At 58.1% G+C, this 14,191-nt stretch carries 17 protein-coding genes; 3 read left to right on the plus strand and 14 right to left on the minus strand.

Features of this window, described 5'->3' with window-relative positions; genetic code table 11:
- Positions 1-120: 120 nt before the first annotated feature.
- From fdx to trmJ, 8 genes are all read right to left on the minus strand, one after another.
- Positions 121-459, minus strand: a complete 339-nt coding sequence (fdx, locus tag AACS24_RS07855) for an ISC system 2Fe-2S type ferredoxin (RefSeq protein ID WP_033114502.1) — start codon at positions 457-459, stop codon at positions 121-123.
- A 1-nt stretch (position 460) separates the two neighbouring features.
- Entirely contained in the window at positions 461-2,308 is a 1,848-nt protein-coding gene (gene hscA / locus AACS24_RS07860) for a Fe-S protein assembly chaperone HscA (protein ID WP_108570604.1), read from the minus strand.
- Between the two features lie 28 nt (positions 2,309-2,336).
- Positions 2,337-2,855: a co-chaperone HscB gene (gene hscB, locus AACS24_RS07865; RefSeq protein WP_042033553.1), complete on the minus strand. Its 519-nt coding sequence runs from the start codon at positions 2,853-2,855 to the stop codon at positions 2,337-2,339.
- 9 nt (positions 2,856-2,864) lie between these two features.
- The gene (iscA, locus tag AACS24_RS07870) at positions 2,865-3,188 is read right to left on the minus strand and encodes an iron-sulfur cluster assembly protein IscA (protein WP_108570605.1); all 324 of its coding nucleotides are present in this window, start codon (positions 3,186-3,188) and stop codon (positions 2,865-2,867) included.
- A gap of 15 nt (positions 3,189-3,203) precedes the next feature.
- Positions 3,204-3,587, minus strand: coding sequence for a Fe-S cluster assembly scaffold IscU (iscU, locus tag AACS24_RS07875; RefSeq protein ID WP_040094674.1), 384 nt, complete (start codon positions 3,585-3,587; stop codon positions 3,204-3,206).
- Between the two features lie 37 nt (positions 3,588-3,624).
- Positions 3,625-4,839 carry an IscS subfamily cysteine desulfurase gene (locus AACS24_RS07880; protein WP_033114497.1) on the minus strand — a complete coding sequence of 405 codons (1,215 nt, stop codon included), beginning with the start codon at positions 4,837-4,839 and terminating at the stop codon, positions 3,625-3,627.
- Between the two features lie 53 nt (positions 4,840-4,892).
- Complete coding sequence (gene iscR / locus AACS24_RS07885) at positions 4,893-5,396, minus strand: Fe-S cluster assembly transcriptional regulator IscR (RefSeq protein ID WP_041207415.1); 504 nt, start codon at positions 5,394-5,396, stop codon at positions 4,893-4,895.
- A gap of 92 nt (positions 5,397-5,488) precedes the next feature.
- The gene (gene trmJ / locus AACS24_RS07890) at positions 5,489-6,214 is read right to left on the minus strand and encodes a tRNA (cytosine(32)/uridine(32)-2'-O)-methyltransferase TrmJ (protein ID WP_108570606.1); all 726 of its coding nucleotides are present in this window, start codon (positions 6,212-6,214) and stop codon (positions 5,489-5,491) included.
- A gap of 186 nt (positions 6,215-6,400) precedes the next feature.
- Here trmJ and AACS24_RS07895 point away from each other — a divergent pair, with 186 nt between their 5' ends.
- Entirely contained in the window at positions 6,401-6,817 is a 417-nt protein-coding gene (locus tag AACS24_RS07895) for a hypothetical protein (RefSeq protein WP_033114494.1), read from the plus strand.
- On the opposite strand, the gene ubiT is transcribed toward AACS24_RS07895, so the two are convergent.
- Positions 6,770-7,303, minus strand: coding sequence for a ubiquinone anaerobic biosynthesis accessory factor UbiT (ubiT, locus tag AACS24_RS07900; protein ID WP_084059597.1), 534 nt, complete (start codon positions 7,301-7,303; stop codon positions 6,770-6,772). The two genes, AACS24_RS07895 and ubiT, sit on opposite strands and share 48 nt — an antisense overlap.
- A gap of 190 nt (positions 7,304-7,493) precedes the next feature.
- On the opposite strand from ubiT, the gene ubiU reads away from it, so the two are divergent.
- Positions 7,494-8,489, plus strand: coding sequence for a ubiquinone anaerobic biosynthesis protein UbiU (gene ubiU, locus AACS24_RS07905; RefSeq protein WP_041207411.1), 996 nt, complete (start codon positions 7,494-7,496; stop codon positions 8,487-8,489).
- A gap of 13 nt (positions 8,490-8,502) precedes the next feature.
- On the plus strand, positions 8,503-9,375 hold the full coding sequence (locus tag AACS24_RS07910) for a U32 family peptidase (RefSeq protein ID WP_108570607.1): 873 nt from the start codon (positions 8,503-8,505) through the stop codon (positions 9,373-9,375).
- A 63-nt stretch (positions 9,376-9,438) separates the two neighbouring features.
- Here AACS24_RS07910 and nlpI read toward each other — a convergent pair whose 3' ends face one another.
- The 5 genes from nlpI to yajC form a co-directional block, all read right to left on the minus strand.
- Positions 9,439-10,383 (minus strand): lipoprotein NlpI, encoded by a 945-nt coding sequence (gene nlpI, locus AACS24_RS07915; RefSeq protein ID WP_280136025.1) that lies wholly within the window; start codon positions 10,381-10,383, stop codon positions 9,439-9,441.
- A gap of 90 nt (positions 10,384-10,473) precedes the next feature.
- Positions 10,474-10,842 (minus strand): rhodanese-like domain-containing protein, encoded by a 369-nt coding sequence (locus AACS24_RS07920; protein ID WP_108570608.1) that lies wholly within the window; start codon positions 10,840-10,842, stop codon positions 10,474-10,476.
- A gap of 86 nt (positions 10,843-10,928) precedes the next feature.
- On the minus strand, positions 10,929-11,876 hold the full coding sequence (secF, locus tag AACS24_RS07925; protein ID WP_033114488.1) for a protein translocase subunit SecF: 948 nt from the start codon (positions 11,874-11,876) through the stop codon (positions 10,929-10,931).
- A 10-nt stretch (positions 11,877-11,886) separates the two neighbouring features.
- A complete protein-coding gene (secD, locus tag AACS24_RS07930) occupies positions 11,887-13,740 on the minus strand; it encodes a protein translocase subunit SecD (RefSeq protein WP_033114487.1) in 1,854 nt (617 codons plus the stop codon).
- Between the two features lie 18 nt (positions 13,741-13,758).
- Complete coding sequence (yajC, locus tag AACS24_RS07935) at positions 13,759-14,094, minus strand: preprotein translocase subunit YajC (protein WP_033114486.1); 336 nt, start codon at positions 14,092-14,094, stop codon at positions 13,759-13,761.
- Positions 14,095-14,191 lie beyond the last annotated feature (97 nt).

The following is a 14,191-nucleotide window of genomic DNA, read 5'->3' on the forward strand; positions in this document are numbered from 1 at the left end:
TTTAAATGCGCAAACAGGTAAGAACGAATACAAAAAAGGCCGTGCCCCAAAGGGGTCACGGCCTTCACCATATCACTGAAGCACCGATGGATGCTGCACGTGCAATTCACTTGTGTGTAATTAATGGCGTTCAGAGGCGAGGTTCAGGGTGTACTTGGGCAGCTCCACCACCAGATCCTCATCAGCCAGTTTGGCCTGGCAGCTGAGGCGGGATTCCGGCTCCAACCCCCACGCCTTGTCCAGCATGTCGTCTTCCAGCTCGTCGCTCGGCTCGAGGGAGTCGAAGCCTTCACGCACCACACAGTGGCAGGTGGTGCAGGCACAGGACTTCTCGCAGGCATGCTCAATCTCGATGCCGTTGCGCAGCGCCACATCCAGAATGGTCTCGCCGCTCTCACCTTCAAGGGCGGCGCCATCCGGACAGAGCACGGGATGAGGAAGAATGATCAGTTTTGGCATATTACACCTTGTTGACGTTTTGTCCGGTCAGCACCTTGCGGATGGAAGCATCCATCCGGCGGGCTGCAAACTCGCCACTGGCAGCATCCGCCGCCTCGATGGCTTCTTTGATTTGGTTGGTACTCCCCGACTGACGCATGGCCAGCAGATGGGCGATGGCGCCGTCGATTTCGGCGCGCTCTGCCGCATTGAGCAGTGCATCACCATCGGCAGCCAGCGCAGCATTCAGGCTCTCGACCACCCGGTCGGCCTCGACCTGCTGCTCTGCCAGCATGCGGGCATCCATATCCTGCTGAGCATGCTCGATGGAAGCGCTCAGCATGTTGAGGATATCCTCCTCTGCCAGCCCATAAGAGGGCTTGACCTGGATCTCGGCCTGCACGCCGGAGGATTTCTCCATGGCGCTGACCGAGAGCAGACCATCCGCATCCACCTGGAAAGTGACACGAATATGGGCGGCACCAGCGGCCATCGGCGGAATACCGGTCAGGGTAAAACGGGCCAAGGATCGGCAATCGGCTACCAGCTCGCGCTCACCTTGTACCACGTGAATGGCCATCGCAGTCTGGCCATCCTTGAAGGTGGTGAACTCCTGGGCGCGGGCCACCGGTATGGTGGTATTGCGCGGGATCACCTTCTCGGCGAGGCCGCCCATTGTCTCAAGACCCAGGGAGAGCGGGATGACGTCCAGCAGCAGCATCTCGGCATCTGGCTTGTTGCCCACCAGAATATCAGCCTGAACGGCAGCGCCGATGGCCACAACCTTGTCGGGATCGATACTGGTGAGCGGCGTGCGACCAAAGAACTCGCCCACCATCTCGCGCACCAGCGGCACCCGGGTGGAGCCCCCTACCATCACCACCTCCAGCACTTCCACCTGCTCGAGACCCGCATCGCGCAGGGCGCGGCGGCAAGCCAGCAGAGTGCGTTTCACCAGCGGCGCGATGAGCTCATCAAACTTGCTGCGGCTCACCGAGCCCTGCCAGCCGGCAAAGGTGCAGGGAACGCTGTCGGCATCGGTCAGACCGTGTTTGACGGCGGCAGCCACATCCAGCAGCTCACGCTGCAGACGGGCATCCAGCTCGCCTGTCAAACCGGCTTGTTCCTTGATCCAGTCAGCCAGCAGGTGATCAAAATCATCGCCACCAAGGGCGGAATCACCGCCGGTCGCCATCACTTCGAATACACCGCGGTGCAGACGCAAAATGGAGATATCGAAGGTGCCGCCACCCAGGTCATAGACAGCAATGACCCCTTCCTGACCGGAGTCGAGACCATAGGCGATAGCTGCGGCGGTCGGCTCGTTGAGCAGACGCAGCACGTGCAGACCGGCCAGACGGGCCGCATCCTTGGTGCCCTGACGCTGGGCATCATCAAAATAAGCTGGCACTGTGATGACCACCCCATCGAGATCGCCACCCAGGGTCTGGGCGCCGCGCTCTGCCAGCTTTTTCAGGATCTCGGCCGAGACTTGGACCGGGTTGACCAGCCCCTGACGGGTCTGCAGCTGCGGCATGCCGTTGTCGGCGGCCACGAATTGATACGGCTGCTGGCGGGTATCGATATCGGCCAGCGCCTTGCCCATCATCCGTTTGACCGAGACGATGGTATTGTGAGGGTCGAGCGCCGCTTCACGCTTGGCATCGAAGCCCACCCGGATTGCATCCGCCTGATAGTGAACGACAGAGGGAAGCAGGTCGCGTCCCTGCTCATCACTAAGAGTGGCGGCCTGACCGCTGCGCACTGCAGCGACGAGAGAATTGGTGGTACCAAGATCGATGCCGACGGCACGCTTGTGCTGATGGGGAACAGCGCTCTGGCCGGGTTCGGCGATTTGCAGTAATGCCATGGGTAATGAGACTTCCAGCGTTAAAGGATCAAGACTCGAGGAGCGAGTCTTCGAATCGTTCCAGCTCTTCGAGGAGCTTGTCGACAAACTTGAGTTTGCGAACGCAGTCGGCGGCGACAGGATCGTTGCCAGTGGCAAGCGAGTCGGTCAGCTGCTGCATCAACAGCTGGTGATCATGCCTGATCTCGCTGCGAAAATCCTTGATGGCGCGCTCAGGGTCAGCGTCACCTTTCAGATCGGCCAGACGCTCGCGCCATTCAAGCTGCTGCATCAGAAAAGCCGTGTCTTGCAGGGTCTGCTGTTCGCCACGAATATCGGTGCCACGCAGAGAGAGCAGATATTCGGCACGGCGCAGCGGCGCCTTGAGGGTGGTGAATGCGTCGTTGATCTGGGCGGCACGCTGTACCGCTGCCAGCTGCTCCCGCTCGGGAGCAGTGGCGAAACGATCGGGATGAAACTGGGTCTGCAGCTGACGGTAGGTATCGGCCAGCTGCCGGGTATCGAGCTCGAAGCCTTCAACCAGCCCAAACAGCTCGAAATGGTTCATGCAATCCTCTTAGACACTGAAGCTTTCGCCACAACCACACTCGCCTTTGGCGTTGGGGTTGTTGAATTTGAAGCCCTCGTTGAGCCCCTCTTTGACGAAATCCAGCTCGGTGCCATCCAGATGGATGAGGCTCTTGGCATCGACAATAATCTTGACGCCCTGCTGCTCGAATACCTGATCTTCTCCGGTCAGTTCATCGACAAACTCGAGCACATAAGCAAGGCCCGAGCAGCCGGTGGTCTTGACGCCGAGGCGCAGGCCAATGCCCTTGCCCCGGTTGGCCAGAAAAGAGGAAACCCGTGCCGCGGCGGCATCTGTCATGGTAATAGCCATACTGCTCCCCGGCGCTTAGAGACCTTTCTTCTGCTTGTAATCGGCGATGGCGGCCTTGATGGCATCCTCGGCCAGAATGGAGCAGTGGATCTTCACCGGCGGCAGAGCCAGCTCTTCGGCGATGTCGGTGTTCTTGATGCCAGCCGCTTCGTCCAGCGTCTTGCCCTTGACCCATTCGGTCACCAGGGAGCTGGAGGCGATGGCAGAGCCGCAACCATAGGTCTTGAACTTGGCATCTTCGATGATGCCTTCGTCGCTGATCTTCAGTTGCAGCTTCATCACGTCGCCACAGGCGGGCGCACCGACCATGCCGGTCGCGATGCTGGGATCATTCTTGTCGAAACCACCGACGTTGCGCGGATTCTCGTAGTGGTCGATTACTTTTTCACTGTAAGCCATATCTAACTCCTGCTAATTCTGTTGCTCACTGAAGTAATCAGTGATGAGCCCATTCGACCGTGTTCAGATCAACACCATCCTTGTACATCTCCCACAGCGGAGACATTTCGCGCAGACGACCGATGGAGTCACGAATAAGCTTGACCGCGTAGTCAATCTCTTCCTCGGTGGTAAACCGACCGATGCTGAAACGGATGGAGCTGTGAGCCAGCTCGTCGTTCAGACCCAGCGCACGCAGCACGTAGGAGGGTTCCAGGCTGGCAGAGGTACAGGCAGAACCGGAAGAGACCGCCAGATCTTTCAGCGCCATGATGAGGGATTCCCCTTCCACATAGGCAAAGCTGACGTTGAGGTTGCCGGAAACGCGCTGCTCCAGATCACCGTTGAGGTAAACGGCTTCGATATCTTTCAGGCCATCCCACAGACGCTGACGCAGGGTCATCACGCGCTCGTGCTCGCTTGCCATCTCTTCCTTGGCGATACGGAAGGCTTCACCCATGCCGACGATCTGGTGAGTCGGCAGGGTGCCGGAACGCATGCCGCGCTCATGACCGCCACCGTGCATCTGGGCTTCGATACGTACGCGCGGCTTGCGGCGTACGTAGAGCGCACCGATCCCTTTCGGGCCGTAAATCTTGTGGGCGGATAGAGAGAGCAGGTCAATCTTCATCGCTTCAACGTCGATTTCGACCTTGCCCACGCTCTGGGCAGCATCGACGTGCAGCAGGATCTTGCGGGAGCGGCACAGTTCGCCCAGCCCCTTGATATCCTGGATCACACCAATTTCATTGTTCACATGCATCAGGCTCACCAGAATTGTGTCGTCACGCATGGCGTTCTCGATCATCTCGAGAGTGAAGAGACCGTTGGGCATCGGCTCGAGATAGGTCACCTCGAAGCCTTCACGCTCCAGCTGGCGGCAGGTGTCGAGCACCGCTTTGTGTTCGGTCTTCGAGGTGATGATGTGCTTGCCTTTGCTGGCATAAAAGTGGGCTACACCCTTGATTGCCAGGTTGTCAGACTCGGTCGCACCTGAGGTGAAGACGATCTCGCGCGGGTCAGCACCAATAAGCTCTGCCACTTGATTACGGGCCAGATCTACCGCCTCTTCGGCCTGCCAGCCGAAACGGTGAGAACGGGAAGCCGGATTGCCAAACAGGCCATCCATGGTGAGACACTGCATCATTTTTTCTGCGACACGCGGGTCCACCGGACAAGTTGCCGAATAATCAAGGTAAATAGGCAGTTTCATGTTTTTCTCCGTCACAGTTCGGGTCATACAGAATCCCGCTGTGGAAAGCACGTTTATAGTTGGACTTTCAAGCTCACATCGCCGTGTTCTGCCCGTTCAATCAGGGACAACACGCTTTTCATCTGTTCATCTTGCTTGCCGGCAATCCGGCGTACATCGGCCTGGCGAACCAGCTCGGCCAGCGTGATCTCACCGAGGAAACTGGAGATCCGCTCGCTCAGATCACGCCACAGGGAGTGGGTCAGGCACTGGGTACCGCCATGACAGCCCCCTTTGCCGAGGCACTTGGTGGCATCCACCGACTCGTCAACCGCAGTGATCACCTGGCCGACTGAAATCTCGTCGGGGGCCAACCCGAGGCGATAACCGCCACCGGGGCCACGCACGCTGCTCACCAGGCCATGTTTGCGCAGGCGGGCAAACAGCTGCTCGAGATAGGACAAGGAGATGCCCTGGCGCTCGGAAATATCGGCGAGGGGAACAGGCCCCTGCTCTGCATGCAGCGCCACGTCGAGCATGGCGGTTACAGCGTAACGTCCTTTTGAAGTCAGTCTCATGTGCCTTACCGTCTTGCGAACCAATTCAATGGGCACATGGTCACATACCCGACCAAATCAGTCAAGTATATGGTTGAGTAATCCAGTCGGGTTTATCCCTGCGGTCTCGTCTTTTGCACCGAGGTAAGAATGCCCCGCAGAATATTGAGCTCAACCGACTCCGGACGAGCCCGGTTGAACAGGCGGCGCAACTTGTTCATCACCTGCCCCGGATGGTCGTCGGTAATGAAGCTGGTCTTGAGCAGCGTCTGCTCCAGATGCTGGTAAAACCCCTCCAGCTGTTCAGCACTGGGGTAATCCTGAGCAGTCTCTTCAGCAACCTCTTCCTGACCCTGCAACCAGTGCATCCGCACTTCGTAACAGAGGGTCTGTACCGCCATGGCCAGGTTGAGGGAGCTGTATTCGGGGTTGGCCGGAATGGCCACGTGGTAGTGGCACTTCTGCAGCTCGTCGTTGGTCAGGCCGGTCCGCTCGCGACCAAAAACCAGCGCAACAGGATGCTTCATCCCTTCTGCTACCGCCATCTTGCCCGCTTCGCGTGGATCGAGCATAGGCCAGCTCAGCGTGCGGGAGCGTGCGCTGGTGCCAATCACCAGACCACAGTCAGCGATGGCTTCATCGAGGGTCGAGACGATACGGGCATTGGCCAGAATGTCGCTGGCACCTGCGGCAAGTGCGTTGGCGTTGCCATCCGGTAAAGCTTGCGGATCAACCAGTACCATTTGGGTGAGCCCCATGGTCTTCATGGCCCGAGCCGCAGACCCCATGTTGCCGGTATGAGAGGTATTTACCAAAACGATACGAATCTGATCCAACATGCCCTATCAATCTTCAGTCAAAAATGGCGCGCAATTATAACATAAGAGAGCGCTATTTTGGCACCGTTAAAGGCATCCCATTTCAGAACAAAAGCGGGCGTTGGTATAACAAACCGGCATGAGGCAAAGAGGAGGAAAAACTAGACTTAATGGATATGTGGAATAGTTCACAGGAGAGATCCGGCTATGCTTCCTCAGTTTATCTACGAGAAATTGCCCAGCCTCTATTTGCTGGCAGCCACTGCCATTATCACCCTTGGTAACCAGCCCCTACTCTGGTTTGCAGGTGCACTCTTGTATATCGCCGGCGCAGTCACCTGGATGATGCGATCCAGCTACCGGCGCACCGACCTCATCATCTTTCCAACCAAACGCTGGCTGCAACCGGAATGGCTTTATGAAGCCCAGCCCTTTGGCTGGCTCGCGCTGGGAATGGCCATGGCACAGCTGCCTGCGCCACAGGCCCTGCTGGCACTGGTGCCTTGTCTGTGGGCTGGTCACTGCCTTTGGGCACGGCACCGTTACCGCCGCCATGCCCACGGCGTGACGATTCACTTACGACGGGATCCCGCCCGCCGCCGTCTGAACCGGAGTCTGCGCTGATTCAGTTCGAGCCTGCTCGATAAAGGTGGCCAGATCCATCAGGGGGTACTTCATCAGCACTGGCAGCCCATCGATATCCAGGCTGTCCATCAGGTTTTTCACTTCCAGCCCCAGCTCGGTATCCCCTTCAATCTTCAGCTTGCGCTGGAAGAAGAGCGCATCAGGATCCTCCTTGCGACCGGCAATCAGGATCAGATCGTTGGCGGTGCCGCTAAAACAGACATCGGCCTGCTCGCAGCTTTTTGCCACGACCAGTTGACCGCTCTGCTCGCTGATATACCAGCAGAGCTCCAGATCGGTGACCTCTACTTTGAGCCACTTGTCTGCCAGGAATTCGAAATCGCCATCCGCGATGGCTTCCTTGAATACCCGCGCCAGCAAGCTCTCCATCAGCTGCTTTTGCAGCTTGAAGGGAACCAGCTTGAGCGGATGACGCAAGAGACGGGGCGCCTGCTCGACCAGGCGACGTTGCAGTTGTTGAAACACGATGGACTCCTTTGTTTTGCGCATTCAAGCACAGGGATGCCGGCAAGATCCTGTTGGAAATCAAACTTGTGCAGAGTTGGGTCAAGATGGGGAAAGCCACACAAAGCTGCCTCAGGTCAAAAAGCCAAGGGGCGGTGGTGCATACAATCAGAGCTCGTTTGCCCTTCATATGCACTCTCGGAGCGTACCAATGGAATTACTCTGTCCGGCAGGCAGTTTGCCGGCACTGAAAACCGCCGTGGATAACGGGGCCGATGCCGTTTATATCGGTTTCAAGGATGACACCAATGCCCGCCACTTTGCCGGTCTCAACTTTACCGACAGCAAGCTGGAGAAGGCGGTGGATTATGTGCATCAGCATGATCGCAAACTCCATATCGCCATCAATACCTTCGCCCATCCTGGTGCCGATGCCCGCTGGAAGCAGGCGGTCGACCGCGGGGTGGCTCTCGGTGCCGATGCTCTCATCATCGCCGACCTTGCCGTGCTCGATTATGCCAGCCGCCGTTATCCCGACATGGAGCTGCATGTCTCGGTGCAGGCCAGCGCTACCAATGCTGCTGCCATCCGCTTCTATCAGCAGCAGTTCAATGTCAAACGGGTGGTACTGCCTCGAGTGCTCTCCATGCATCAGGTGAAACAGCTGGCCCGCGAGACCGATGTCGGCCTCGAAGTGTTTGCCTTTGGCAGCCTCTGCATCATGGCCGAGGGGCGCTGCTACCTCTCCTCCTACATGACGGGTGAAAGCCCCAATACCGTTGGCGCCTGCTCACCGGCCAAATTCGTGCGCTGGGAGGAGACCCCAAACGGCCTCGAATCACGACTCAACGAGGTGCTGATCGACCGCTACGGCCCCGGCGAGAATGCCGGCTACCCGACTCTGTGCAAGGGGCGTTTTGAAGTGGATGGCCAGACCTACCACGCGCTGGAGGAGCCCACCAGCCTCAATACCCTGGGTCTCTTGCCCGAGCTGTTCCAGACCGGCATCCAGTCGGTCAAGATCGAAGGTCGTCAGCGCAGCCCTGCCTACGTGGAGCAGGTAACCCGGGTCTGGCGCGCCGCCATCGACGCCTATCAGGCCAATCCCGAGGCCTATCAGGTCAAAGCTGAATGGGATGCCCAGCTCGCCCGTGTTTCCGAAGGCAGCCAGACCACCCTTGGCGCCTATCATCGTCAGTGGCAATAAGGAGCCCCTATCCATGAACTTCTCTCTCGGGCCCCTGCTCTTCTACTGGCCCAAAGCCGATACCGAAGCCTTTTACCGCGCCGCAGCCCAAAGCGAAGCAGACATCGTCTATCTGGGGGAAACCGTCTGCAGCAAGCGACGCGAACTGAAAGTCGATGACTGGATCTCCCTCGCTCGCGAAGTGGCGAGCTCTGGCAAACAGGTGGTGCTCTCGACGCTGGCGCTCATTTCCGCTCCCTCCGAGCTGAAAGAGGTGAAACGGCTGGTCGACAATGGCGATCTGATGGTCGAGGCCAACGATCTGGGCACAGTCCAGCTTGCCCATGAAGCGAGCCTTCCATTTGTCTGTGGCCCGGCCATCAACGCCTACAACGCCGATGTATTACGCATGCTGCTCAAGCAGGGGATGAAGCGCTGGGTCATGCCGGTGGAGCTTTCACGGGACTGGCTGTTACAGCTTGAGCAGGATCTGGGGGCGACGCGCCAGCTGTTCGAAGTAGAGGTGTTCGCCTATGGCCACCTGCCGCTCGCCTACTCGGCACGCTGCTTCACCGCCCGCTCGCTCGACAAGCCGAAAGACAACTGCGAACTCGCCTGCATCAACTACCCCACAGGGCGACTGGCCAACAGCCGCGAGGGGCAACGCGTCTTCAACCTCAACGGTATCCAGACCCAGTCCGGTTACTGCTACAACCTAGGCAACGATCTGGCCGGGATGGCAGGTCTGGTGGATGTGGTACGCCTCTCCCCACAAGGGATGGAGACGCTGGAGATGCTGGCTCGCTTCAAGACCAACCAGCAGGGTGACGCGCCCCTCCCCCTGCAAAGGGGTAGCGAGTGCAACGGCTACTGGCGTCAGATCCCCGGCATGAGCCTGGTGGAGTAAACGCAAACCACGTAAAAACAAAAAGGCCTCGCAATGAGGCCTTTTTTACACTTTCACTCTCCCTCAGGAGGGGCGATCGCTCTTGCTCTGGCCACTCTGAGCGCCGGGAGGCAGCGGCTTGCGAGCCATCAGCTCCAGCTCCAGCAAGGCATAGCGATGCTCGATGAAGTCGTAGACGTTGTTGGAGAGCGCCAACTTGAAGTAGCTGATCGCCTCCTTGCGGTTGCCCCGACCCAGCTCGTACTTGCCCAGGTAGAAGTAGGTTTCGCACAGGCGCTCGGCGAGCTCCCGGTTATCCTTCACCCCTTTGACCACGTTGCCCATCAACTCGGTGGCATTCATCTCACCAGTGTAGAGACGAACCAGATCCCAATTCCAGGCGTCGTCATCGTACTTGTTGAGGCGCTCGCGCATCCGGCTCATGGCCGCTGCGGGATCGAGTTTCTGCTCGGCCAGATAGAGCCAGATCACCCGGTAAGGATCTTCCGGCTGCGCCTCGTAGAAGCGTTTCATATCGGCGGCAGCCAGCTCGGGGCGATTGCCGTAGTAGAGCGCGATGCCACGGTTCAGGTAGGCATAGTCATAATCGGGCGCCAGTTCGAGCGCCGAATCGAATGCCTCGTAGGCTTCGTCATAATTCTGCTGCTGCACCAGATAGACGCCGATGAAGTTGTAGGCTTCGGCGAAATCGGGCTTCTCCCGCAAGGCACGGTTGAAATCGAGCCGCGCAAGGGAGCGCAAACCAACGCGATCAAAGACCACTGCACGCTCATAGAACAGCTCGGCACGCTGCTCCGTGGTCAACTCCATCTCGCTGAGCATCTGCCCGAGTCGAGCTAGCGCCAGCTCGCTCTGGTAGGAGACCTGCAAAGGGGTCGCCAACACCAGAGATGCAGGCTGCGGCTTGGGAACCTGAGGGGCATTAACCTGACTGCTACTGCTGCAACCCCACATAGGGAGCAGCAACAGGATACCGAGGAGGTATCCAATCCCTTTCCTGACGTTCAATGAACACTCCGACGCTTACGCTTGACCCCGCATATGGTAAAGGTCAACCGTCGCTTTGTCATGTAGCTCAGCCTATCTCTCTCAAATAAATCAGGATTCGACAGGGTATCCGGCCTCCAGCCAGCCGCGAAAACCACCATCGACACTGATCACCTTGCGATAACCCATCTGTTGCAGATTGTCCGCCGCCAGAATGGAGCGAAAACCGCCGCCACAGTAAAGGTAAAGTTCGGTATCGGGATCAGGGAAACGGGTCTCGATATCCCGCTCAATCACGCCACGGCCCAGATAGAGGGCGCCGGGCAGGTGCCCTTTGGCCCACTCGCTCTCTTCCCGCACATCGATCAGATGAAAAGCGCGCCCCTCATCCTGCCAGCGCTTGATCTGGTGGACATCGGTCTCGGCTACGCGGGAGCGGATCCCTTCTACCAGCGCCAGAAAACGGGGATTGTGTTGCATGGCAAGCTCCTTTTGTTGAAATCATCTGCGTCAGCATACGACAACAGCGAAAAAGAAAAGAGCGCCTTGCGGCGCTCTTTTGTGGTTTACGGCAGGATTTCCTGTTGATCCGCACCCTCTTTCTCTACCTGGGTTGGCAGCATGTGCTCGCGCTTGACGCCGAGGAACATGGCAAACGCACTCGCCACATAGATGGAGGAGTAGGTACCGAAGGCCACACCGATCACCATGGCCACGGCAAAACCGTGGATCAGCGCGCCGCCCTTGAGCAACAGCGCCAGCACCACCACGAAGGTGAGGCCGGAGGTGATGATGGTACGGCTCAGGGTCTCGGTCATGGAGAGATCCAGAATGTAGTCGGTATCCCCTTTGCGCACCTTGCGGAAGTTCTCCCGCAAGCGGTCGAATACCACGATGGTATCGTTCAGGGAGTAACCCACCAGGGTCATCAATGCCGCCAGTACGGTCAGGTCGAACTCGTACTGGAAGTAGGCAAAGACACCGAGGGTGATCACCACGTCGTGCACCAGCGAGAGGATGCCGCCCATGGCCAGACGCCATTCAAAGCGCACCGCCACGTAGATCAGGATACAGATGATGGAGGCCAACATGGCCAGTGCACCATCGGTCGCCAGCTCGTCACCCACGGAGGGACCGACGAACTCGACGCGCTTGAGCACGGCACCGGGATCCAGCAGCTTGGCCGCCGCCAGCACCTCGTTGCCCTGCTCCTCGACCTTGACCCCCTCTTTCGGGGTCAGGCGGAACAGCACGTCACGGCTGGAGCCGAAGTGTTGCAGGCTCGCCCCTTCAATCTTCTGCTCTTCCAGCACCTGGTGCATCTTGTCTAGGCTCACCGACTGCTGGAACCCCACTTCGATGGTGGTACCACCGGTGAAGTCCAGACCCCAGTTCAGGCCCCGATCAAACAGAAAGAAGAGGGCAATCACCATCAGCACGGAAGAGAAGACCACACCCGTTTTGGCATAGCGCATAAACGGGATCGGTTTTTCAAAATGTAGAATCTGAAACATCTCTCTATCCTCAGATGGGCAACTTGTCGATGCGCCGTCCACCCCAGGCCAGGTTGATAATGGCGCGGGAGACCGTGATGGCAGTAAACATGGAGGCGGTCAGACCGATGCCCAGCGTCAGGGCAAAGCCCTTGATGGCGCCAGTACCGATACCGAACAGGATCACACAGGTGATGAGCGAGGTGACGTTGGAGTCGGCGATGGTCGAGAATGCCCGATCAAAGCCCAGATGGATGGCCTGCTGAACCCCGCGACCGTTGCGGATCTCTTCACGAATACGCTCGTAGATCAGCACGTTGGCATCCACCGCCATACCGAGTGTTAGCACGATACCGGCAATGCCTGGCAGGGTCATGGTGGCCCCCGGGATCATCGACATGATACCGATGATCAGCACCAGGTTCATACAGAGTGCCAGGTTGGCAACCCAGCCGAACGCACGGTAGTAGATCCCCATGAACAGCACGATCACCAGCATGGCCCAGCCGATGGCTTGCATACCGCTGTCGATGTTCTGCTGACCCAAGCTCGGGCCAATGGTGCGCTCTTCCACGATCTGGATCGGGGCGATCAGAGCACCGGCACGCAGCAGCAGCGCCAGGTTATGGGCTTCGTTGGCATTGTCGATACCGGTGATGCGGAACTGGCTGCCAAGGCGCGACTGGATGGTGGCGACGTTGATCACCTCCTCCTGCTTGCGGAACTTGCGCTTGCCATCCGGACCAGGCTGACCGACCGGCTTGTACTCGATAAAGACGGTCGCCATCCCTTTACCCACGTTGTCCTTGGTAAAGTTGGCCATCTTGTTGCCACCCTGGCCATCAAGCTTGATGTTGACCTGGGGACGGCTGTACTCGTCGAAACCGGACTGGGCACCCACGATGTGGTCACCGGTCAGGATCACCCGCTTTTGCAGCACGACAGGACGACCATTGCGATCGTTGTAGACCTTGGAGCTCGGCGGTACGCGACCGTCGGCCGCAGCCTGAATGTCGGCAGTCTCATCGACCATGTGGAATTCCAGGGTCGCGGTCGCACCGAGGATCTCCTTGGCACGGGCGGTATCCTGGATACCGGGCAGCTCAACCACAATGCGCTCGGCGCCTTGCTGTTGTACCAGCGGCTCGGCGACACCCAGCTCGTTGACCCGGTTACGGATGATGGTGATGTTCTGCTCGAGGGCGTACTTCTTCACTTCCTTGATCTTCGCTTCGCTCAGACCGGCCATCAGGATGAATTCATCCCCTTTCTGCTCGGTGGTGAAGGTCAAATCAGGGTTCTGGCGGCGCAGATGGGTAACAGCACGCTCTTGATCCGCTTCGTCACGAAATACCACCTGTACCTTGTCACCGACCCGGCGCACGCCGGAGTAACGGATCTTCTGGGTACGCAACTCGGAGCGGAAATCCTGCACCATCTGCTCTTGCTGCTTGGTCAGCGCCTCGGCCATGTCCACTTCCATCAGGAAGTGCACACCACCGCGCAGGTCCAGACCCAGCTTGAGCGGGTTGGCGCCAATGGCTTCGAGCCAGGCAGGAGTAGAGGGGGCAAGGTTGAGAGCGGTAATGAAGTTGTCACCCAGCTTGTTGGCGACGATATCGCGCGCCTTGAGCTGATCTTCGGTGTTCTTAAAACGGATCAGAATAAGACCGTGCTCGAACGCAGCATGTTTGACCGGGATCTTGGCCTCGTCGAGACTCTCTTTCACCAGGTCAAGGGTATCTAGCTTGACTTCGGCACCACGGCTGGCAGAAACCTGCAAGGCCGGGTCTTCGCCGTAAAGATTGGGGGCTGCATATAGAAAACCGATGGCGATCACCACGATCACCATCAGGTATTTCCACAGCGGATAGCGATTCAACACGCTGTGCTCCTTGGGAGATTAAAGGGACTGAATAGAACCCTTGGGCAGAACGGCAGAAACGAAGTCCTTTTTGATGGTGACTTGAGTCTGGTCGTTCAGGGCGATCACCAGGTAATCGCTGTCGGCAGCCACTTTGGCAATCTTGCCAACCAGACCACCGGAGGTGAGCACTTCGTCACCCTTGGAGAGAGAGGTCATCAGATTGCGATGATCTTTGGCGCGCTTGGCCTGGGGACGGTAGATCATGAAATAGAAGATGAGACCGAACACGGCCAGCATGATGATCATTTCCATGCCACCACCCTGTGCCGTCGGAACTGCGCCTTCTGCATACGCCTTGGAGATAATGCTCATTTAACAACCTCTTATTGATGTAGATTTGAAAACTAGCTTATAAATTATTGTTATTTAACGTCATTTACAGCTAACGGAGGCACGGGCTTCCCTTGCC

The organism is Aeromonas sp. HMWF016, from assembly GCF_963878195.1.
GTDB lineage: Bacteria > Pseudomonadota > Gammaproteobacteria > Enterobacterales > Aeromonadaceae > Aeromonas > Aeromonas lacus.